Below are 22349 nucleotides of genomic sequence, written 5' to 3' on the forward strand. Positions count from 1 at the left end.
CTACCCTGCGGGAGATGCGTTCCCGCCCGCTCGGCTACGCCGACGCCGCCCGGCTCCTCGGCGCCGCCGACAGCCCTTTGATCAAGGCGCTGAGCGCGGTGACCGGGGCGGGCGCGGCCGCCGTGACCGTGGGCAGCCTCGGCGCCAACGACTTCTTCGCCCTGCGCGGCGAGCTGATCACCTGGGGGAACGCGCTGGCGACGGGCCTGCGCGAGCGGGTGAGCGGCGTGCGCCGCTTCGACCGTACGCAGCGACTCGTCGCGGCGCACGCGATCATCGTGGTCACCGCGTTCTACGAGGCGCTCGACGCCGTCCTGGCCGAGCACCCCGAGGTCGACCTGGCCCTCGCGGGGCTCTCCGCCGGCGAACAGGTGGCCGTCGCCACCTCGACCGCGGCGAGCACCCGGTACGCGGACCTCGTGCAGGTGCTGGTCGACACGCCGCCGCCGATGCCCGCGCCGCACCGTCCGTTCGAGACGACACTCGACGCCCTGGCGGAGTACTTCGGGTCGGCGTCGTCCGCGTTGCGCGACTTCCTCGGCGGGCTGAGCGCGTTCGAGGGGCAGGACGACGCGGTCGAGCGCACCCTGCGGGCGGTCGACGAGCAGGTGCGCCGGGCGGCGGTCGAGCGGTACACGCAGGCGTACCGGGCCCTCATCACCCAGGCGCCCGAGTTCGGCGTGTGGGCCGGCATGGTCGAGGCACAGGCGACCCGGACCCTGCTGCGCGACTCGGTGTCCGACCTGTCCGCGCGGCTCGCCGACCTGCGCGCGGTGTCGGGCGCGGTCGCGGTCGACGCCGTGCTCACCGGGCTCGGCCGGCGGTACCGGAGCGGGCTGGAGTCGGCCATTCTCGGCTCCGCGCACGCGCACGAACACGTGGTGCTGCCGAGCCTCGGTGACGGCTACATCAATCCGCACGGCCGGGCCGCGGTCGCCGGGCCCTACGACCTGCCGGCCACCGAGGCGTGGTGGGAACGGTCCACCGCCGTCGACGACGTGCAGGGCTTCCTGCTGGCGCACCTCACCGGCCCGGACGCCGTCGTGAACCCGCTCGTGGTGCTCGGCCAGCCCGGCTCGGGCAAGTCCGCGCTGACCAGGACGCTCGCCGCGCGGCTGCCCGCCGCCGACTTCCTGGTCGTCCGGGTCGAGCTGCGCAACGTGCCCGCCGACTCCTCGGTACAGGCGCAGATCGAGGAGGCCGTGCACCAGATGCTGGGCGAGCGGGTCTCCTGGCCCGATCTCGCCCGGCGGGCCGGCGACGCGCTGCCGGTGGTGATCCTGGACGGCTTCGACGAGCTGCTGCAGGCCACCGGGATGAACCGGGCCGACTATCTCGACCAGATCCGGCGCTTCCAGCAGCGCGAGGGCGAGCTCGGCCGGCCCGTCGCGGTGCTGGTCACCAGCCGCACGGTGGTCGCCGACCGCGCGCGCTTCCCGAGTGACACTGTGGTGCTGCGCCTCGAGCCGTTCGATGAGCCGCAGGTGCGGGCCTGGCTCGACGTGTGGAACGCGCACAACGCCGCCGGGCTCGCCGCCCGGAGCCTCCGCCCACTGTCCGCCGAGACGGTTCTCCTGCACGGCGAGCTGGCGAGTCAGCCGCTGCTGCTGCTCCTGCTCGCGCTCTACGACGCGGGCGCCAACGCCCTGCAGTCCGCCGACGGCATCCGCCTGGTCGACCTCTACGAGCGGCTGTTCGCCGACTTCGTCGAGCGGGAGGTCGACAAGCAGCACCGGAACCACACCGACGACCGGCGGCGCGAGGAGATCGAGGCGGAGTGGCGGCGCCTCGGCGCTGTCGCGATCGCCATCCTCAACCGCGGCGGCGACGTGATCCTGGAAGCCGAGCTGGACGCCGACATACCGCAACTGCTCTGGGAGCGTGACCTGCGCCCGGCGCACGCCGGCGCGGAACACCGCGCCCTCACCGTCGGCCAGCTGATGGTCGGCCGCTTCTTCTTCGTGCACGAGTCCCGGGCCACCCGGGACACCGGCGGGCCGGAGCGCAGCTTCGAGTTCCTGCACGCCACGTTCGGGGACTTCCTGGCCGCCCGCCAGATCGTGGCGTACCTGGTCGACCTGGCCGAGGAGCGGGTGCACCAGCGGCGCCGCCAGGGCGTCATCGACCCCGGCCCGCTGCACTCGGCGACGTCGTTCGTCACGATCGCCCGGCGCGCCCCGCTGTGGGACTTCTGCCGGCGGCTGCTCGCCGGGCTGCCGGCCGGGCAGCGGCAGGCCTGCCGGGAACTGGTCCTGGAACTGCTGCCCGACGCCGGATACCCGCACCCGACCTGGAGCAGGAGCGCGTACGAGCCGTACCGGACGCCGTCGGCGGCGCGGCACGCGGCGTTCTCGGCGAACCTCGTCTGCTTCGCGGTGCTGCTGAACGACGGGCCGGTGGACGCCGTCGAGTTGGTCGGCGAACCGGTCGTGGTGAACTGGCGGCGGCAGGCGCTGCTCTGGCAGAGCCAGCTCGAGGCCGAGGACCGCAAGCGGCTGTGGCAGGCGCTGCGCGTGGCGTGGCGGCTGGACGCCGACCCCACCCGCCTGGAGGTACGCCCGGAGGACGGCACCGCGATCAGCGTCTACGAGTCCCTGCCGTGGCCGCCGGAGGTCCGGCCGGCCACCCGCCGCCCCGACGACCCCGGGGTGGTGCTGTCGCCGGACGTGTCGGTTCCGGCCGAGAGCCACGTGGGACGGTCACTGCGCGGATCAGCCTTCGTACAGACCGCCCACGACGTGCGCGAGCACCTCTACGACCTGATGCCGTTCTGGCAGACCGCGGAAATACCGCAACTGCACCAGATCGACGGCCAGCCATTCCTGGTCTCCGAGACGGCGCTCTTCCTGCAGCTCCTCCTGTCGCCGGCCGACCCGGAGGCCGGCGAGCTGCGCGCCGCGCAGTACAGATGGGCGTTAGCGCTCACGACCGAGCCAAGACGACGGCGCCTGCTGGTCCGGCAACTCATCGACGAAGCCGCCACGCCCTCGGGCCGGAACCTGGCGACGATCTTCGGGCGGCTGTTGGCGGGCGATCTGTACCGGAGCGCCGCCGAGAGCGAACGGCTCCTGATCGACCTGGCTTCACAGGATGACAGTGGCCGCGCGTTGGCCGCCGACCTACTCAATGTGATCATGCCGGACATTTCCGACAATCCCATGCGGCGTCACCTGTTCGAAGTGCTCGGCGCCGAACCTAGGGTGCCCTGATGGAGCTGACTCGTGTCCGATGACTTCACCGCAACGCTCCCCCGCAAGCGGATGGCCGCCGGGGTGCTGCTCTCCGACGGCCGGGACCGGGTCCTGCTCGTCGAGCCGACCTACAAAGCCCACTGGGAGATCCCGGGCGGCACGGTGGAGGCCGGCGAGTCGCCGCACGCCGCGGCCGTACGCGAGATCGAGGAGGAGCTCGGCCTGCCGGTGCGGCCGGGCCGGCTGCTGGTGACCGACTGGGTGCCGCCGCGGCCGGAGCGCACCGAGGGCCTGATGCTGGTGTTCGACGGCGGGGTCCTCGCGCCGGAGCAGGCCGCGCTGATCCGGCTGCCCGCCGCGGAGCTGCGCGGCTGGGCCTGGTGCACCGAGCGGGAGGCCGGCGAGCGACTCCCGGAGCTGCTGGCTCGGCGCCTGGCCGCCGCGGTCAGCGCCCGCGACCGGGGCACGGCGGCCTATCTCGAGAACGGGTTCCACCTGGAGGAACAGCCATGCTGACCGATCTGCCCCTGGACGAGCTCGAGTCGTACCGCAGCGCGCAGATCGAGCCGTCGGACTTCGACGCGTTCTGGGCCGGCACGCTGGCCGAGGCCGCCGGGCACGACATCGGCGTACGCCTGGAGCCGGTCGCGACCGGCCTGCGCACCATCGACACCTACGACGTGACGTTCCGCGGCTACGCCGGTCAGGACGTCCGCGCCTGGCTGCGGGTGCCGGCCGGGCACGCCGGCCCGCTGCCGGCGGTGGTGCAGTACGTGGGCTACGGCGGCGGCCGCGGGCACGCCTGCGAGAACCTGTTCTGGGCCTCGGCCGGCTTCGCGCACCTACAGATGGACACCCGGGGCCAGGGCTCCGGGTGGAGCGTCGGCGAGACACCGGACCCGGCGCCGGCGGGCCCGCAGGTGCCGGGCGTGATGACCCGCGGCATCCTGGATCCGGCGGGCTACTACTACCGGCGGCTGTACACCGACGCGGTGCGGGCCGTCGACGCCGCCCGGTCGCTGCCGCAGGTCGACGCGGGCCGGGTCGCCGTGCTCGGCGGCAGCCAGGGCGGCGGGCTGGCGATCGCCGTCGCGGGGCTGCGCGCCGATCTCGCGGCGGCCGTCGCGTTCGTGCCGTTCCTCTGCGACTTCCCGCGCGCCACCCGGATCACCGACTCGTACCCGTACCGGGAGATCGCCGACTACCTCAAGACCCACCGGGAGAGCGTCGAGCGGGTGCACCGGACGCTCGGGTACTTCGACGGGGTCAATCTCGCCCGGCGGGCGGGCGCGCCGGCGCTGTTCTCGGTGGCGCTGATGGACGCGACGTGCCCGCCGTCCACCGTCTACGGCGCATTCCACGAGTACGCCGGGCCGCGCCGGATGCAGCTCTGGGAGTACAACGGCCACGAGGGTGGCGGCATCCTCGACGAGGTCCGCGCGCTGGAGTTCCTGCGCGAACACCTGGCCGGGTAGCCACCGATCATTGACAGACGTCTCTTTAGGTGCCGACTATGGGAGCGCTCCCATCGTCCCCGCTCTCACCCATGGAGACAGCCGTGCATTCCTCCACCCTCCGGCGCGCCCTCGCGAGCGCCGTCCTGCTCGTGGCGGTCACCGCCACCGCCGCGCCGCCCGGCGCACAGGCCGCCCCCGTCGCGGCCGACACCGCGGTCGACGTCGACGTCCGGGCCGGCCTCGCCACCGTGCCCGGCACCGCGCTCGGCGTGAACCACGCCATCTGGGACGCCGAGCTCGGCACCACCGCCGTCTCCGGCCTGCTCAAGGACGCCGGCGTGCAGATGCTCCGGTACCCGGGCGGCTCCTACGCCGACATCTACCACTGGCGCGACCACACCGCGCCCGGCGGCTACGTCGCGCCGAACACCGACTTCGACACGTTCATGGCCGGGGTCAAGCGGACCGGCGCCCAGCCGATGATCATCGCCAACTACGGGACCGGTACCGCGCAGGAGGCGGCCGACTGGGTGCGGTACGCCAACGTCACCAAGGGCTACGGCGCGACCTACTGGACGATCGGCAACGAGAACTACGGCAACGGCCACTACGGCGCCGCCTGGGAGGCCGACGACCACGCCGACAAGAGCCCCAAGGAGTACGCGGCGCACGTGGTCGCGTACGCGGCGGCGATGAAGGCCGTCGACCCGAGCATCAAGGTCGGCGCGGTGCTCACCATGCCCGGCAACTGGCCCGACGGCATCGTCGGCACCGGCGACCAGGGCACGTGGAACGCCGAGGTGCTCACCCGCGCGGGCGCGTCGATCGACTTCGTGGACGTCCACTGGTATCCCGGCGGCGGCACCGCCGCCGAGTCGCTGAGCAGGACCGAGCACATCGAGGACGCGATGTACCTGCTCCGGGGCCAGCTGGCCCGGTACGCGGGTGCGAACGCCGGCCGCATCGGCATCAGCATGACCGAGCTCAACGTCGGCGTCGGCCAGAACACCCAGCCGGGCGCGCTGTTCCTCGCGGACGTCTACAGCGGCCTGCTGGAGCAGGGCGTCTTCACCGTGCAGTGGTGGAACGTGCACAACGGGATCGGCACCGTGTCGACCGTCGCCGGGCAGCGCGACTACGGCGACTTCGGGCTGCTCTCCAGCGGCGGCTGCACGTCCGACGGCTCGGTCTGTGAGCCGCCGATGAACACGCCGTTCGCGCCGTACCACGCCCTGAGGCTGATGGGGTCCTTCGCCCGCGCGGGCGACCAGCTGGTCCGGGCCGGGGCGAGCAATCCGCTGGTCAGCGCGCACGCGTCCCGCCGGCCCAACGGCGATCTGGCCGTCCTGCTGGTCAACAAGGACCCGGACAGCGCGCACACGGTCGACCTGCGCTACCACGGCTGGACGCCGGCGGGTGCGGTGCCGACGGTGGCGACCTACACCAACGGGGCCGACGCGGTGCACACCGCGCCGGCGGGCACGGCCACCGCGCAGACGCTCCCGGCGTACTCGCTCACGCTCCTGACCCTGCGCCCGGGTAACGCCGGCGGTGCCGCGCCGCAGGCGCCGGGCCGCCCGGTGGCCGGCGCGGTCACCGACCGGACCGCGACGATCTCCTGGCCCGCCGCGCAGGCCGGCGGCCGGCCGATCGCCAAGTACGAGCTCTACCGGCAGAACGGCGGCGCCGCCGAGCAGCTCGGCGAGACGACCGGCACGTCGTTCACCGTGCGCAACCTGGAGCCGGGCCGCCGGTACACGGTGAACGTGCTGGCCCGCGACACCGCGGGCGGCACGTCGCTGTCGTCGCTGCCGCTGACGTTCACCACCACCGGCCCGGTGGAGTCGGCCTGCACGGTACGGCTGACGAACACCACCGACTGGGGCAACGGGTTCGTCGGGCAGATCGACATCACCAACAACTCGGCCAGCCCGGTCGGCGGCTGGACGTTGGCCTTCACCTGGCCGACCAGGTGGCAGAGCGTGTCCAGCGGGTGGAACGCCAGCTGGGAACAGACCGGCACGAAGGTCCGGGTGACCAGTGACGGCACGCTCGCCGCCGGGGGCGGGACCACCACCGTCGGGTTCGTCGGCGCCTACAGCGGGCCGAACGTGCCGCCGGGCGCGTTCACCCTCAACGGCACCGTCTGCTCGACCGCCTGACCGGCCGACGGCCCGGACGGAGCGCATCCGTCCGGGCCGGGTGCGGAAACCGGGCGATTCCGGCCGCCCGACGCCGGATTACGTGGCTGACGCGTATGCACGCATCTGATTCCGTTTCATCTTTGCAAAATCCTTCGGATTCCCTTGTTTTTAGGGCTTTGACTATGTCAAGGTCCACCTCTTCGTGTGGGGGCTGTCACAGCCCCGGGCGGGAGGCCACCTCGTGAGCACTGACCTACCGGTCCTCCGCAACTTCATCGGCGGGTCCTATGTCGACCCGGCCGGCGGGGAGACCTCGTCGGTGGTCGACCCGTGTACCGCAGAGGCGTACGCGCACGCGCCGGTCTCCACCGCCGAGGACGTCGCCGCCGCGATGACCTCCGCCGAGGCCGGCTTCGAGGCCTGGCGCGACACCACGCCCGCCGAGCGGCAGCGCGCGCTGCTGCGGATCGCCGACGCCGTCGAGGCCCGGGCAGACGAGCTCATCTCGGCCGAATGCCGCAACACCGGCAAACCGCTCGAGGCGACGCGAAACGAGGAGATGGCGCCGCTCCTCGACGAGCTGCGGTTCTTCGCCGGGGCCGCGCGGGTGCTCGAGGGCAGGTCCGCGGGCGAGTACCTGCGCGACCACACGTCGTGGATCCGGCGCGAGCCGATCGGCGTCTGCGCGCAGGTCACGCCCTGGAACTATCCGATGGTCATGGCCGTGTGGAAGTTCGCGCCCGCGATCGCGGCCGGCAACTCCGTGGTGCTCAAGCCCTCGGACACCACCCCGGTCAGCACGCTGCTGCTCGCCGAGATCGCCGCCGAGTTCCTGCCGCCGGGGGTGCTCAACGTCGTGTGCGGCGACCGCGACACCGGCCGGGCCCTGGTCGTTCACCCCACGCCGCAGCTGGTGTCCATCACCGGCTCCACCCGGGCCGGCATGGAGGTCGCCGCCGCGGCCGCCGCCGACCTCAAGAAGGTGCACCTCGAGCTCGGCGGCAAGGCCCCGGTGATCGTCTTCGAGGACGTCGACATCGAGGCGGCCGCCGCGGCCATCGCCGGCGCCGGCTACTTCAACGCCGGGCAGGACTGCACCGCGGCCACCCGGGTCCTGGTCGACGCCCGGATCGCCGCCGAGTTCACCGCCGCGCTGGCCGCCGCGGCCAAGCAGACCCGGGTCGGCGGGCCCGCCGACCCGGACGCCTACTTCGGGCCGGTCAACAACGCCGCCCAGCTGGCTCGGGTCCGCGGCTTCCTGGACCGGGCGCCGGACCACGCACGGATCGTCACCGGCGGCGGGCAAGTCGGCGACCGTGGCTACTTCGTCGAGCCGACCGTCGTCGCCGGCCTGCTGCAGCACGACGAGATGATCCAGGACGAGGTCTTCGGCCCGGTCATCACCGTCCAGGAATTCACCGGCGAGGACGCCGCCGTCCGGTGGGCCAACGACGTGCGTTTCGGGCTCAGCGCGAGCGTGTGGACGCGCGACCACGGCCGGGCCATGCGGGTCACCCGCCGGCTGAACTTCGGCGCGGTGTGGATCAACACGCACCTGCCTTTCGTCTCCGAGATGCCGCACGGCGGTTTCGGCCACTCCGGGTACGGCAAGGACCTCTCGATGTACGGCTTCGAGGAATACACCCGGATCAAACACGTGATGAGCCACCTCGGCTGAGAGGTACGAATGTCCATCGTGAACGAAGACCCCGGCGACGACGTCGCCCGGCCCGCGATCGAACTGGCCGGCGTCCACAAGGAGTACCTGTCGCACGGCGAGAAGGTGCAGGCCGTGCGCCGCCTGGACCTGAGCATCGGGTCGGGCGAGTTCTTCTCCCTGCTCGGACCCTCCGGCTGCGGCAAGACCACCACGATGCGGATGATCGCCGGCTTCGAGGAGCCGACCGGCGGCACGGTGTACCTCGATGGCAAGGACGTCACCCGGGTCTCGCCGAACAAGCGCGACGTCAACATGGTGTTCCAGTCCTACGCCCTCTTCCCGCACCTGAACGCGTACCAGAATGTGGCCTTCGGGTTGGAGCGCAAGAAGGTCGACAAGGGCGAGATCCGCCGCCGGGTCGGCGAGATCATGGAGATCGTCTCGCTGACCGGCATGGAGAAGCGGGCGCCGCGGGAGATGTCGGGCGGCCAGCAGCAGCGGGTCGCGCTGGCCCGGGCGCTGGTCAACCGGCCGCGGGCGCTGCTGCTCGACGAGCCGCTCGGCGCGCTCGACCTCAAGCTGCGCCAGCAGATGCAGGTCGAGCTCAAGCGCATCCAGCGCGAGGTGGGCATCACGTTCGTCTACGTGACGCACGACCAGGGCGAGGCGCTGACGATGTCCGACCGGATCGCGGTCATGGACGCCGGGCGCATCGAACAGCTCGGCTCGCCGCGGGAGATCTACGAGCGGCCGGCCACCCGGTTCGTCGCCGGCTTCATCGGTACGTCGAACCTGCTCGACGGCGTCGTCGAGAGCATCGCGGACGGCGTGGCCGTGCTGGCGTACGGCGAGGGCGAACGGGTACTGGTTCCGGTGTCCGGCGCGATGGCGACCGGCGACGAGATCGAGGTCTCGGTCCGGCCCGAGAAGATCGACCTGTCGCAGGCCGCGCCGACGGGAACCGGCGACAGCGTGCTCACCGGCGTCGTCACCGACGTGGTCTACCACGGCACCTCGACCAACTACACGGTGAAGACCTCGGTGGGCCCCGACCTCGTGGTCTTCGACCAGAACGCGTACTCCGCCGAGGACCTGGCCGGTCCCGGCGACCGGGTGTTCCTCACCTGGAGTCCCCAGCACTCGTACCCGATCGGAGTCTGATGAGTCAGCCGTTCTCCCCCGACCCCGCCCTGATCCGCGGGATGACCCAGCGGCGGCTCGGCCGGCGTGACGCCCTGCGCATGTCCGGCCTCGCGGCCTTCGGCGCGGCGCTGTCCGCGTGCGGCGTCAAGGGCACCGGTCAGTCGACGCAGAGCGCACCCCCGCCGGACGCCGTCGCCAAGTACTGGGCCGGCAAGACCAGCACCGGCACGCTGAACTTCGCCAACTGGCCGCTCTACATGGACCCCAAGCAGCCCGAGCTCAAGAAGTTCACCGCGGCCACCGGGGTCAAGGTGAACTACCAGGAGGTCATCCAGGAGATGGGGCCCTGGTTCGCCAAGGTCCAGCCGCAGCTCGCCGCCGGCCAGTCCATCGGCTACGACCTGATGGTCATCACCAACGGCATCCAGTTCAAGCAGTTCGTCGACTCGGGCTTCCTCGCGCCGCTGGACCACTCGAAGCTGCCGAACTACGTGGCCAACGCCGACAAGGCGTACTCGAACGAGGCCTTCGACAAGGGCAACGTCTACACCATCCCGTGGACCTCCGGGATGACCGGCATCGCGTACGACCCGAAGAAGGTCAGCCGGCCGATCACCAAGCTCGCCGACCTCTGGGACCCGGCCTTCAAGGGCAAGGTCGGCATGTTCTCCGACACCCAGGAGCTGGGCAACTTCGGCATGATGGCGGCCGGCATCAAACCCGGTGAGTCGACGCCGGACGACTGGCGCAAGGCCGCCGAGAAGCTCAAGGAGCAGAAGAGCGCCGGCATGGTCCGCAACTACTACGACCAGAGCTACATCGACGCGCTCGGCAAGGGCGAGGTCTGGATCACCCAGGCCTGGTCCGGCGACGTCTTCCAGAAGAACGTCTCCGACGGAACGGACTTCAAGTTCGTCATCCCACAGGAGGGCGGCACCCTCTGGACCGACAACTTCGCGATCCCGGTGACGGCGCAGAACCCGCTCGACGCGATCAAGCTGATGGACTTCTTCTACGAGGTCGAGAACGCGGCGACGCTGGCCGAGTACATCAACTTCGTCTGCCCGGTGCCAGCCGCGCAGCAGCAGATCAAGAAGGACGCGGCCAAGCTCTCCGGCGACGACAAGGCCGCCATGGAGGCCGTCGCCGTCAGCCCGCTGGTCTTCCCCGCGCCAACCGACTACGCGAACCTGCACTACTACCGGGACTTCAAGACGGTTGCCGAGCAGCAGGAGTACCAGAGCATCTTCGAACCGATCGTGCTGGCCTGACGCCGTGTACCGGACCCGGCGCGTGCTGGCGCCCTACCTGCAGATCCTGCCGGGCGGCCTGTGGCTGCTGCTCTTCTTCGTGATACCGATGGTGACGATGCTGTCCCTGTCGCTGCAGGAGGGCGACGTCGTCTCCGGGTACGTCTTCACCGGCCACTGGCAGACCTACGTCGACGCGATCACGAACTACCGCGTCCAGCTGGTGCGCTCGCTGATCTACGGGGCGATCACCACGATCGTGCTGATCGTGGTGGCCTTCCCGGTCGCGTACTGGATCGCCTTCTACGGCGGGCGGCGCAAGCCGACCTACCTCTTCCTGCTGCTGCTGCCGTTCTTCGTCTCCTTCGTGCTGCGGACCATCTCGTGGCGGCAGATCCTCACCGACGAGGGCATGCTGCTCGGCCCGCTCAAGCAGCTCGGCCTGCTGCCCGAGACATTCCACATCCTCGGTACGCCGGCCGCGGTGATCGGCGGCCTGGTGTACAACTTCGTGCCGTTCATGGTGCTGCCGATCTACGTGGCGCTGGAGCGCATCGACCCGCGCGTCGTCGAGGCCGCCCGGGACCTGTACGCCGACCCGGCCACCGCGTTCCGCAAGGTGATCTTCCCGCTGGCGCTGCCCGGCGTCTTCGCCGGCGTGCTGATGACGTTCGTGCCGGCCAGCTCCGACTACGTCAACTCGGCAGTGCTGGGCAGCTCGACGACCACGATGATCGGGCAGGTCATCCAGTCGCAGTACCTGGTCAGCTCCAACTATCCGACGGCATCCGCCCTGTCGTTCACGCTGATGGCGGTGCTGCTGATCGGCGTCTTCGCGTACGCCAAGGCGCTGGGCACGGAGGATGTCATGAAGGTGGCGGCACGATGACCCAGGTCGCTTCCCGCGGGCCGCGGATCAGCGGCGGCCGGGCGCTGCACATCTACACCTGGGTGATCATCGCGTGGCTCACGCTGCCGGTGCTCATCATGATCCTGTTCGGCTTCAACGACACCCAGGGCCGCTACAACCAGACCTGGGAGGGCTTCACCCTCAAGTGGTACGGCCAGGTCTTCGCCCTCGACGAGTTGACCAAGGCGCTGGTGATCTCCCTGGTGGTCGCCGTGCTGACCGCGGTCATCGCCGGCGCGCTCGGCACCGGCGTCGGGTACGCGCTCGGCCGCCACCGCTTCCGCGGCTCGGGCACGGTCAACCTGGTCATGTTCGCCACGATGTCCTCGCCGGAGTTGGTGATGGGCGCCTCGCTGCTGACCCTCTTCGTGTCGCTCGGCGCCGGCCTCGGCGTCACCACCATCACGATCGCGCACATCATGTTCTCGATCTCGTTCGTCGCGGTCGTGGTGCGTGCCCGGGTGCTGACCCTGGACCGCTCGATCGAGGAGGCCGCCGCCGACCTGGGCGCGAGCCCGTGGACGACGTTCTGGCGGATCACCTTCCCGATCATCCTGCCCGCCGTCGCCTCCGGCATGATGCTGGCCTTCGCCCTGTCGATCGACGACTTCGTGGTCTCCAACTTCACCGCGGGCACCACCGTCACGTTCCCGCTGTGGATCTGGGGCGCCACCCGGGTCGGCCTGCCGCCGCAGGTCAACGTCATGGGCACGCTGATCTTCATGACCGGCGTGCTCATCGCGGTGGTGACCAGCATCCGGTCCCGGCGACGCTGACCGTGGCGAACTCCTCGCTCGCCGACGCCGCGCCCGAGCCGTACTGGCTGGGCCAGGCCGGCGCGCCGCCGGCCGCGGAGCCCCTGCACAGCGTGGACTCCGCGGACCTGGCGGTGGTCGGCGCCGGCTACAGCGGGCTGTGGACGGCGCTGCTCGCCAAGGAACGCGACCCCGGGCGCGACGTCGTGATCGTCGAGGCGGGCACGGCCGGCTGGGCCGCGTCCGGGCGCAACGGCGGCTTCTGCTCGGCGAGCCTCACCCACGGGTTCGACAACGGGCTGAGCCGGTTCCCCGACGAGATGGACACCCTGGAGCGGCTGGGGCGCGGCAACCTCGACGAGATCGAGGAGACCGTCGAGCGGTACGGGATCGGGTGCGACTTCGCCCGTACCGGGGAGCTGCTGGTCGCCACGGCCGAGTGGCAGTTGCGGGAGCTGACCGCGTACCACGACGAGGCCGCCGCCCGCGGCCTGGACGTGCGGCTGCTGGACCGCGAGCAGGTCCGGGCCGAGGTCGGCTCGCCCACCTACCTCGGCGGGGTCTGGGACCGCACCGGCTGCGCGATGATCGACCCGGCCCGGCTGGTCTGGGGCCTGCGCCGGGCGTGCCTCGACCTCGGCGTGCGCATCTACGAGAACTCACCCGTCGAGCGGATCACCGCGGCGCGGGGCGGGCTGCGCCTGCACACCTGGCGGGGCCGGGTCGACGCGGCGCACGTCGCGCTGGCCACCGGGGCGCACGCCGGCCTGCTCCGCCGGCTGCACCACTACGTCGTGCCGATCTACGACTACGCGCTGATGACCGAGCCGCTGACCGCCGGCCAGCTCGCGGCGATCGGGTGGCGGCACCGGCAGGGCGTCGGCGACGGCGGCAACCAGTTCCACTACTACCGGCTCACCGCGGACAACCGGATCCTCTGGGGCGGCTACGACGCCATCTACTACTCCGGCGGGCGGATCAGCCCCGAACGCGACCAGCGCGAGGCGACGTTCGCCGTGCTCGCCGACCACTTCGCCGAGACCTTCCCACAGCTCGCGGACGTGCGTTTCACCCACAAATGGGGCGGCGTCATCGACACCTGCAGCCGGTTCAGCAGCTTCTTCGGTACGGCGTACGGCGGGCGCCTGGCGTACGCGGCCGGCTACACGGGCCTCGGCGTCGGCGCGACCCGCTTCGGCGCGAACGTGATGCTGGACCTGCTCACGAACCGGCCGACCGAGCGGACCGAGCTGAAGATGGTGCGCCGCAAGCCGATCCCGTTCCCGCCGGAGCCGGTCCGCACCGGGGTGATCGAGCTGACCCGCTGGTCCATCGCCCGAGCGGACCGCCACGAGGGCCGCCGCAACGCCTGGCTGCGCGCCCTGGACCGGGTCGGCCTCGGCTTCGACTCCTGATCATCGCGACCGAACAGCCGATGGGACACCCACTCATCGGCCGCAACCTGTCTCACACTGCCCTGCAGAAATCACCCGCACCAGGCACGATGCCTCTGGCACGTCAATCAAGGGGGTTGTACCGGGTGGCACAGATCCATCATTTCGAACACGGCTGGATCACACCGACCGTGAGCTACACGCTGTCCGTCCTCGGCTCGCTGCTCGGGCTGATCTGCGCCTCGCGGGTGCGTACGGCGCACAGCGCGGGCTGGCGTACGTGGTGGCTCACGCTCGCCGCGGTGGCGATCGGCGGCACCGGAATCTGGACCATGCACTTCGTCGCGATGCTCGGCTTCAGCGTCACCGACATGCCGATCCGCTACGACGTGACCGTGACCGCCCTGAGCGCGGTCCTCGCGATCGCGGCCGTCGGCATCGGCCTGTTCATCGTCGCCCGCGGCACCAGAACGCACGCCGTCCGCTTCATCATCGGCGGCCTCTTCGCCGGCCTCGGCGTCGCCGCAATGCACTTCACCGGCATGTACGCGATGCGCCTCGACGGCACCATCGAGTACCTGACCAGCCGCGTCGTGGCCGCCGTGATCATCGCGGTGGTGGCCGCGACGGTGGCGCTGTGGCTCGCCATGACCGTGCGGCGCCCGTCGGCGATCGTGGCGTCGGCGCTGGTCATGGGCGTCGCGGTCAACGGCATGCACTTCACCGGCATGTCCGCCATGTCCGTGCGGCCGACCGCCGCCGGCCTCGACCCGCCGTCCGGTGCGACCGCCGGCACGCTGCTCATCCCGATCGGACTCGCGGTCATCTTCGGCGTCCTCGGCCTGGCCTACGCCCTGATGGCGGCCCCGACCGACGAGGACCGGGCGGCCGCGGCCTACCTGGCCTCGCGGCTGGAGCAGAGCGGAACCGTCGCTCCGCCGGTTCCGGCACCACGGGCGGGCAGCCTGCGCACGCCGACGACCAGCACGGCCTGGACCTTCCGCGACCGCACCAACCAGTAACAACAGCTGTGGCGTTGTCAGCCGTCCCTTGTAGCTGCCGCCTTCCTCCGCCAGTAGGCGAGGTTTCGGCTGTTCGTCACGGTGTGCGGGTGGCTCGGGCCGAACACCCGCAGGCAGTCGGCCAGCAGCGACTCGTACGCGGCGGCAGCCCCGGCCGGGTCCCCCGCCTCACCCCGCATGCCGGCAAGGTTGCTGCGGGTGGTCAGGGTGTGCGGATGGTCCGGGCCGAGCACCCGCAGGAAGTCGTCCAGCAGCGACTCGAAGGCGGCGGCGGCACCGGCCGCATCCCCTGCCACACCCCGCCACCGGGCGAGGTTGCCACAGGTGGTCAGGGTGTCCGGGTGGTCCGGGCCGAGCACCTGTAGACAGTCGGCCAGCAGGGACTCGAAGTCGGCGGCGGCACCGGCCGGATCCCCCGCCTCACCCCGCCAGCCGGCAAGGTTGTGGCGGGCGGTCAGGGTGTCCGGGTGGTCCGGGCCGAGCACTCGCACCCGATCGGCGAGCAGGGACTCAAGGGCGGCGGCGGCACCGGCCACGTCGCCCGCCATGCCCTGCCATCGGGAGAGATTGCTCCGGACGGTCAGGGTGTCCGGGTGGTCCGGCCCGAACACCCGCAGGCAGTCGTCCAGCAACGGCTCGAGGGCGGCGGCGGCACCGGCCGGATCCCCCGCCGCACCACGCCAGTAGGCGAGGTTGTGGCGGGTGGTCAGGGTGTTCGGGTGGTCAGGGCCGAGCACCCGGCCCCGGTCGGCCAGCAACGACTCGAACGCGACGACGGCGCCGGCCACATCCCCCGCCGCTCCACGCCAGTAGGCGAAGCCTTGGCGGGCGGTCAGGGTGTCCGGGTGGTCCGGCCCGAGTACCCGGGCGCTATCGGCGTACAACTGCTGGAAGTGATCGCGGGCAGCGGCGACCAGGCCCATCTCGCCGAGACTCCGGCCGGTGCGAAACAGCACCGGGTGGGCGCCGGCGACGCCGGCGAGGGTGTGCCACATGCGTTCGCCGGTGACGGCGGTCAGGGTGGTGGTGTTCGCCCGGAGCAGCTGCCCGAGCCGGGCGGTGGCGGTGTCGCGTTCGATGCCGGGCCACACCTTCCGGAGGGCATCGGCGGCGGTGTGTGGCAACACCGGTCGCTGTGGTTCCGGGGTGGCCTCGCGGACGACACGTTGGACCAGGGCATGCACCCGCAGCAGGCCGGCACCCAGGTCGGGGTCGCAGGTGGTGTCGGCTAGGCCGAGCCGGTGCAGGGCGCGCACCGCGTCGTGGGCGTCGTCGCCGTCGACGTCACGGCCGAGGCGGTCCCGGTAATGGCCGAGCGCCGCTCCGGCGCTGAAGATGCTGGTGGGGATGCCGTTGGGGTCCAGGATCGCGGCGAGTTGCAGCACGATCCCGGCCAGCCCGTCGGTGTCGGCGTCGGCCAGCTCGATCGACAGGCCCCACGTCTCCGCGACAGCCTGCTGCTGTCCGTCGGGCAGCGCCTTCGGGTGCAGCCGGTCGAGCCGTCTGTTGCGCAGCCGCTGCCGGTAGCCGGCGCAGGTCAGATCCTGGTCCCGGAGGTAGGTCGCCGCCTGCGCCAGGGCCAGCGGCAGGAAGCCGAGGTCGGCGGCGAGCTGGTCCGCCTCATCGAGCTGGTGCGGGCTGTCCACGAGCCGCCCCCGCAGGTAGTCGGCGGCTTCCTGCTCGGTGAAGATGCCCACGTCGACCAGGTGCCGGCCGTCGAGCAACGCCGCGTCCCGGCGGCGGGTGGTGACCACCGTGCGCCCCGAGGTGGTGTCCGGTGGCCACAACCCGGCCAGATCCTGCGGATCGGCGACGTCATCGAGGACGATCAGCCACCGCCGGTCGGTGCCGGCCAGCCAGGCCAGCAACCGCTGCGCCGCCCGCAACGGGTCCGGGTCCTCGGCCCCGGTGACATCGGCGGCGACCTGCGCGTAGCTGTTCACGACGGTCTCGCGGCTGCCGGCGGTCACCCACACCAGCAGATCCACCGTCCTGTGCTGCCACAGGTGTTCGGCCAGGTTCGCCGCCAGCTGGGTCTTGCCGACCCCGCCCATCCCGGACAGCACCTGACACACCACCGCCGTGGCACCGCCCGCGGTCACCTCGGCCAGCAGATCGTCGGCCGGGCGCCGCTGCCGCTGGTGGGCCAGCCGGGGGACCGCCCCGACCCGGCAGGGCCAGGTCACGACCGGCCGCCGTCCGAAGTAGTTGTGCTGGACGTTGCCGTCGCCGGCCTGCACACCCCTGGCGTGCGCGGCGTCCATCAGCGGGCCAGGTCAGTTGAAGGTGTCGGTCTGGGTGTTGTGGTCCCCGACCTGCAAGCCCTTGGCGTGCGAGGCATCCACCCGGAACGTTTGACTCCCGGCCGCACCCGCCAGGGCGAGCAGCTCGCGCGCGGCCGCGAGAACCTGCTCGTCGGTCGCCGCGCCCGTGTCCCGCAGGTCCTGGCCGATGCTGGTCTGCCACACCCCGGGCTCGGCCTCCAACGCCGCCACGATCACATCCACCATGGGCCACTCCCCAGTTGATCACCACAAGCTGTGGCAGCAACACGCAGAGTCGCAGACTAGCGGTCCTCCGCAACCCACACGACACCCCGCCGGTGCGAAGCACCGCCTCGGCCCCGAACGGCGAAGCGCCTGACCGCATTCGCGATCAGGCGCTTCGACCTGGACTTTCAGTGGGGTGATCGACGGGACTTGAACCCGCGGCCCCCGGGACCACAACCCGGTGCTCTACCAGCTGAGCTACGACCACCATGCCGCCGCGCCGTGGAAGGACTTCCGCGGCGGGTGCCGGACAAGCATAGCGGCAACACCCACCCGGTCGTCGACCGGGTTACCGCGCGGCGTGCCCGACGTTCGCCCTACAGCTCGGCGGCGATGGCGCGGGCCTGGTCGACGTCCGGGCCGGGCAGCGGGACGAAGACGGTGCGGCGGTAGTACTCCAGCTCGCGGATGCTCTCGCGGATGTCGGCCAGGGCCCGGTGCGCCAGGCCCTTCTGCGGCTGGCCGAAGTACACCCGCGGGTACCAGCGGCGGGTCAGCTCCTTGATCGACGAGACGTCGATCATGCGGTAGTGCAGGAAGTCGTCGAGCGTCGGCATGTCGCGGGCGAGGAAGCCGCGGTCGGTGGCGATCGAGTTGCCGCAGAGGGGCGCGGTGCGCGGGTTCGGCACGAACTCCCTGATGTACGTCAGGACGGCGTCCTCGGCCTCGGCCATGGTGACCGTCGACCTGCGCACCTCGTCGGTGAGGCCCGACTTGGCGTGCATCTCGCGCACCACCTCGGGCATCGCGTCGAGGGCCGCGTCGTCGGCGTGAATGACGAGGTCGACGCCCTCGCCGAGAATTTCGAGATCGGGCCCGGTCACCAGCGCGGCCACCTCGATCAGGGCGTCCTTGCCCAGGTCGAGACCCGTCATCTCACAGTCCATCCACACCAGAAGATCCGCCACAGGGCCAGCCTACGCGTCGAGCGGACAGCGCGCCGCCGCGTCCGCTCCACCCACCCGCGCGGGCGCAACACCCGCACGGGGCCGGTTTCACCCTAGATAACCCGTATTCGGGATAGGGCTACCCAGTTCCGCCTAGCAGGGTTTAAACTGTTCTTAACGGACGAAACCCCCAATCGGTTACTCCGTTCCCCCGGTAAAGGGCCCTCCGCGTCGGCAGCGCGGAGGGCCCTTTCGGTAGTCGGGGCGGGCGGCCGCGGCTTGGCGTGGTGGTGTGCCGCGGCCGCCCAGCTTCGTCGCCGGCTACTCCTCGGTGGGCTGCCGGCGCGGGCCGCCCTTGCGGGGCGGGCGGGTGAGCTTGATCGGTGGAACCTGGGTCGCGGGATCGGCCGTCGGCAGGCCGGAGGCGGTGGTGGCCCGCCGGCGCCGGCGGGCCGCGGCGTCGCCGCCGAGCAGCTCGGCGACCTCCGCCTTGTAGTCGCTCAGGCGCGTCGCCGGTTTGCCGTCGGCCTCCGCCTTGGCGTTCGCCGCCTGAGCGCCGGCCTGGTCGGCAGGCTGGGTCCCGGCCGTCGCCGACTGACTCCCCGCCGTCGTCCGCTGAGTCCCCGCCGTCGTCCGCTGAGTCCCGGCCGTCGCCGGCTGGCTCCCTGTCGTCGTCCGCTGAGTCCCGGCCGTCGCCGGCTGGCTCCCTGTCGTCGTCCGCTGGGTCCCGGCCGTCGCCGGCTGGCTCCCTGTCGTCGTCTTCGCCGGCTCGGCCATCGGGCGGAGGCCGGCGTTGCGCTGCTCGGCGATGCGCGGGTCCGTCTTGGGCGCGGGCCGGGCGGCGTCGGCGATCGCGCCGGTCGGGTTCACCGGCCGGGTCGGCGAGGGCTGGACGTCGCGCCGGGGCTCGGCAGCCGCGGCCGATCGTGGTGCGGCCGGGGTCGCGGAGCGAATCACGGCGGGGCCGCGGCCGGCCGGGGAGGGCTCGCGGTCCGGATCGGTCGGCCGCGACGGCCCGGGCACCGCAGGCCGGGGCAGGGACGGGCTGGTCGGCGGCGTCGGCTTGGGCTCGGTGGGCGCCGGGCGGGTCGGCGTCGGCGTCGTGCTCCGCACCGCGCCGGCCGGCGTGGCGGCCTTCACGGCGGCAGGCGGCGTGGCGGACTTAACCGCGGTCGGCGGCGCGGCGGCGGCTTTCACGGCGGGCGAAGCCGGGGTGGTCGGCTTGGCACCGGACGGCGCAACCGTGGCGGGCTTGCCACCGGCCGGGGCCGAGGTGGGCGCCTTGCCGCCGGACGTGGCCGGCGCGCCTGTACTGGCAGCGGAAGGCGCGGGCGCGCCCGTCTTGGCACCGGACGGAGCCGGGGCCGCCGTCCTGGCACCCGCCGGGGGCGGTGTGGCCGCCTTGCCGGCCGAACCGGGCGTGGCCGGCGCGACGTGGTGCGGGGCGGCCGAGGTGCCCTGCCCGCCCGACCTGCTCGGGCCGGTCGACTGCGCCGGGGCCGCCGATCCGGCCGTGCCCGCGGCGGTACCGGCCGGTGGCGGCGTCTTCGTGGTCGCCGCGGGGCGGGCCGGCGTCGCCGATGCCGGCCGGGTCGGGTCGGGCTTCGGGGCCTGCGCCGGCGGCCGCGCACCCGCGGCGGGCGAGGCACCGGTCGCGGTCCCCGTCGGCGCGGGCTCTTCGCGGGTCACCGGCTTTTCGTCGGCCGGGCGCACCCCCGGCGCGGGGGCGGCGTCCTTTGCCGAGGGCTTCGGCAGGCCGATGCGACCGGAGTCCGCCCGGGTCAGGCCGGTGGCCGCCCAGCCCTGCGTGGACGCGCCGCCGAACAGGGCATTCCTCGGCGTCACGGCGGCGGGCCGGGCCGCCTTCGCCGCGGTGGAGCCGGCCGTCTCGCCGGAGACCGCGGGAACGCTGTCGCCGCCGGACGGGGTGACCTCCTTCGCCTTGACCTCGGCGACCCGGGGCGCGGCCGGTCCGGCCTTCGCCGCGGCCTCCATGGGCGCGGACGGCCCGGGGGTCGCGACGTCGGTGCGGGGCGTGGTCGGCTCTGCCGGAGCCTGGGCGGCGATGCCGGAGACCGGCTGCAGGCGCGCGGCCACGGCGGCGATGACGTTCGGCTCTTCGGACTTCGCGGCCGTGGCCGGCCGTCCCGCGCTGCCCGCCGCCGGGGCGCCGGCGGCGAGGTTCCGACCCGGCACCGCCTCGACCGGGGCAGCGCCGGCCGCATCCGATCCGGCCTTCTTCCCCGCCGGGGCCGCAGCGGCCGGGACGGCCGGGGTCGGCCTATTCGCGACGACGTCAGCCACCGGCGATCCGGCCTTGGCAACATCAGCCGCCGGGGAACCGCTCTTGGCGACCGCAGCCGCCGGGGAACCGCTCTTGGCGACCGCAGCCGCCGAGGAACCGGCCTTGGCAACGTCAGCCACCGGCGAATCGCTCTTGGCGACCGCACCCGCCAGGGAACCGGCCTTGGCAACATCAGCCGCCGCGGAACCGCTCTTGGCGACCGCAGCCGCCGCGGAACCGGCCTTCGCGACATCGGCCGCCGAGGAACCGGCCTTCGCAGCATCACCCGTCGAGGAACCGCTCTTGGCGGTCGCAGCCGCCGGGGAACCGGCCTTGGGAGCGGTCTTCATCCGCGCCGGCTCGGCATCGGCCGGGATGGTGGCGTTGTCGGCGACCGCAACGTCGCCGCCGTCCGGCGCCGGGGTGGTCACGGCGGCCGTGTCCGGCTTGGAGGCCTCCACAGGGCCCTTGCGGGCGGAGCTGAGCGCCGCCTCCGCGAGTGCCTCTGCCTCCCGGGCGCGGACCGCGGCCGTCTCCGCCACCCAGGCACCCACCGCGGACGCCTGGAAGATCGGCAGGTCGGTCGGCTGCGGCGCCGGTCGACGCCGTCCCGGCCGGTCGGCCAGCCGGCCGAACAGCGGATCCGTCGACGAGCCCACCGGCGCCGACTCGCCCGGAGACTCCGGCGCCGGCTCGCCCGCGATCAGACTGAGCGGCTCACCCGGCGCCGGCGAAGCGGCGGCAGCAACAGGGGCGGCAGCAGCAGAGGTGGGAGTGTGCGCGGCGGCCGGGATGGTCGAGGTCTCGGCACCGGAGACCGGCGCCGCCGGCAGCGGGATGACGGGATCACGACCGGCCGAGGACGAGGACGGCGGCCAGGCCGGCGGCCGGGAGCGCGGCTGAGAGTCGGCCAGGGTCCGCGGCCGGTGCGTCCCCGCATGGCGCCCGCCGCCGGTGCGGCTCAGCGGCAGCGGCGCGCCGATCGCCTGCATCAGGTCGGGCACCTGGCTCGGCTCCACGATGTAGACCACCTCGCGGCGCCGGGAGGGCCAGCCCAGCACGATCATGCCGATCATCAGCAGCATGCTGCCCAGGATCAGCAGGGCCCAGGTCACCTGGTTCAGCCACGCCGGCACGACGGCCGCCGTGGCCTCCAGGCGGACGCCCGGCTGGGCCGCCGGGTTCATCACCACCAGGCTGTAGTCGGTGTTGCGCAGCGCCGCCGGCTTCCAGTTCAGGGTGCCGAGACCCGATTCCAGCCAGAACGTCTGGCGGTCCGGGAGCTGCTCCGGTGCGACGGTGCCGGGGCGCAGGTCGAAGGTCACCGGCAACGCGCCCGTGCCGAGATCGATCGAGGCGACCGCGATCTGCGGCACGTCGGCCAGGTAGCGGCTCACGTCGGCGGCCGGGGCGATGCCGAGGAACGCCGGGGCGTCGCCGGATTCCGCGGTCAGGCGCAGGCGGGTGTCGCTGAGGCGGGCGAACGGCGCGTCCTTCGCGAGCAGGCCGTCGAAATCGTCCACCACGACGGCATAGCCGGACGTGGCCACGCGCTGCAGGTCGCCGGTGAAGGCGCCGTCCGGGTCCCGGTGCTGCATGGCGACCCAGAACGCGGCGCCCGCCAGCAGCGTCGGCAGCCCGACGGTCAGCAACAGCATGCCGAGGATCGTGCGGAACACCCGCATCGCGATCTCCCTCTTCTC

At 72.4% G+C, this 22349-nt stretch carries 15 protein-coding genes and 1 tRNA gene; 11 read left to right on the plus strand and 5 right to left on the minus strand.

Features of this window, described 5'->3' with window-relative positions; translation table 11 throughout:
- Positions 1-14 precede the first annotated feature (14 nt).
- The 11 genes from ACIBSW_RS31885 to ACIBSW_RS31935 all read left to right on the plus strand — a co-directional run bounded on the left by ACIBSW_RS31885 (position 15) and on the right by ACIBSW_RS31935 (position 14926).
- On the plus strand, positions 15-3209 hold the full coding sequence (locus ACIBSW_RS31885) for an ATP-binding protein (RefSeq protein WP_354724419.1): 3195 nt from the start codon (positions 15-17) through the stop codon (positions 3207-3209).
- 12 nt (positions 3210-3221) lie between these two features.
- Positions 3222-3707: an NUDIX hydrolase gene (locus ACIBSW_RS31890; RefSeq protein ID WP_354724421.1), complete on the plus strand. Its 486-nt coding sequence runs from the start codon at positions 3222-3224 to the stop codon at positions 3705-3707.
- The gene (locus ACIBSW_RS31895) at positions 3701-4666 is read left to right on the plus strand and encodes an acetylxylan esterase (RefSeq protein WP_354724423.1); all 966 of its coding nucleotides are present in this window, start codon (positions 3701-3703) and stop codon (positions 4664-4666) included. Before ACIBSW_RS31890 ends, ACIBSW_RS31895 begins: the two co-directional genes overlap by 7 nt.
- 83 nt (positions 4667-4749) lie before the next feature.
- Positions 4750-6810: a cellulose binding domain-containing protein gene (locus ACIBSW_RS31900; RefSeq protein ID WP_354724425.1), complete on the plus strand. Its 2061-nt coding sequence runs from the start codon at positions 4750-4752 to the stop codon at positions 6808-6810.
- Between the two features lie 223 nt (positions 6811-7033).
- On the plus strand, positions 7034-8470 hold the full coding sequence (locus ACIBSW_RS31905; protein WP_404799519.1) for an aminobutyraldehyde dehydrogenase: 1437 nt from the start codon (positions 7034-7036) through the stop codon (positions 8468-8470).
- A gap of 9 nt (positions 8471-8479) precedes the next feature.
- Positions 8480-9613 carry an ABC transporter ATP-binding protein gene (locus ACIBSW_RS31910; protein WP_404799520.1) on the plus strand — a complete coding sequence of 378 codons (1134 nt, stop codon included), beginning with the start codon at positions 8480-8482 and terminating at the stop codon, positions 9611-9613.
- On the plus strand, positions 9613-10866 hold the full coding sequence (locus tag ACIBSW_RS31915; RefSeq protein ID WP_354730178.1) for a spermidine/putrescine ABC transporter substrate-binding protein: 1254 nt from the start codon (positions 9613-9615) through the stop codon (positions 10864-10866). Before ACIBSW_RS31910 ends, ACIBSW_RS31915 begins: the two co-directional genes overlap by 1 nt.
- A 4-nt stretch (positions 10867-10870) precedes the next feature.
- Entirely contained in the window at positions 10871-11734 is an 864-nt protein-coding gene (locus ACIBSW_RS31920) for an ABC transporter permease (protein ID WP_354730180.1), read from the plus strand.
- Positions 11731-12531, plus strand: coding sequence for an ABC transporter permease (locus ACIBSW_RS31925; RefSeq protein WP_354730182.1), 801 nt, complete (start codon positions 11731-11733; stop codon positions 12529-12531). Before ACIBSW_RS31920 ends, ACIBSW_RS31925 begins: the two co-directional genes overlap by 4 nt.
- 2 nt (positions 12532-12533) lie before the next feature.
- Positions 12534-13925 (plus strand): FAD-dependent oxidoreductase, encoded by a 1392-nt coding sequence (locus ACIBSW_RS31930; protein WP_354730184.1) that lies wholly within the window; start codon positions 12534-12536, stop codon positions 13923-13925.
- 170 nt (positions 13926-14095) lie between these two features.
- On the plus strand, positions 14096-14926 hold the full coding sequence (locus ACIBSW_RS31935) for an MHYT domain-containing protein (RefSeq protein WP_404799521.1): 831 nt from the start codon (positions 14096-14098) through the stop codon (positions 14924-14926).
- A gap of 17 nt (positions 14927-14943) precedes the next feature.
- Here ACIBSW_RS31935 and ACIBSW_RS31940 read toward each other — a convergent pair whose 3' ends face one another.
- From ACIBSW_RS31940 to ACIBSW_RS31960, 5 genes are all read right to left on the minus strand, one after another.
- Positions 14944-17190 (minus strand): tetratricopeptide repeat protein, encoded by a 2247-nt coding sequence (locus tag ACIBSW_RS31940; RefSeq protein WP_354730188.1) that lies wholly within the window; start codon positions 17188-17190, stop codon positions 14944-14946.
- Between the two features lie 12 nt (positions 17191-17202).
- A complete protein-coding gene (locus ACIBSW_RS31945; RefSeq protein WP_354730190.1) occupies positions 17203-17436 on the minus strand; it encodes a hypothetical protein in 234 nt (77 codons plus the stop codon).
- 171 nt (positions 17437-17607) lie between these two features.
- Positions 17608-17683: transfer RNA gene (locus ACIBSW_RS31950), tRNA-His, on the minus strand.
- 109 nt (positions 17684-17792) lie between these two features.
- A complete protein-coding gene (orn, locus tag ACIBSW_RS31955) occupies positions 17793-18383 on the minus strand; it encodes an oligoribonuclease (RefSeq protein WP_354730192.1) in 591 nt (196 codons plus the stop codon).
- Positions 18384-18683: 300 nt separating this feature from the next.
- Positions 18684-22331, minus strand: a complete 3648-nt coding sequence (locus tag ACIBSW_RS31960) for a hypothetical protein (RefSeq protein WP_404799522.1) — start codon at positions 22329-22331, stop codon at positions 18684-18686.
- Positions 22332-22349 lie beyond the last annotated feature (18 nt).

It is taken from the genome of Actinoplanes sp. NPDC049668 (assembly GCF_044465445.1).
Classification (GTDB): Bacteria; Actinomycetota; Actinomycetes; order Mycobacteriales; family Micromonosporaceae; genus Actinoplanes.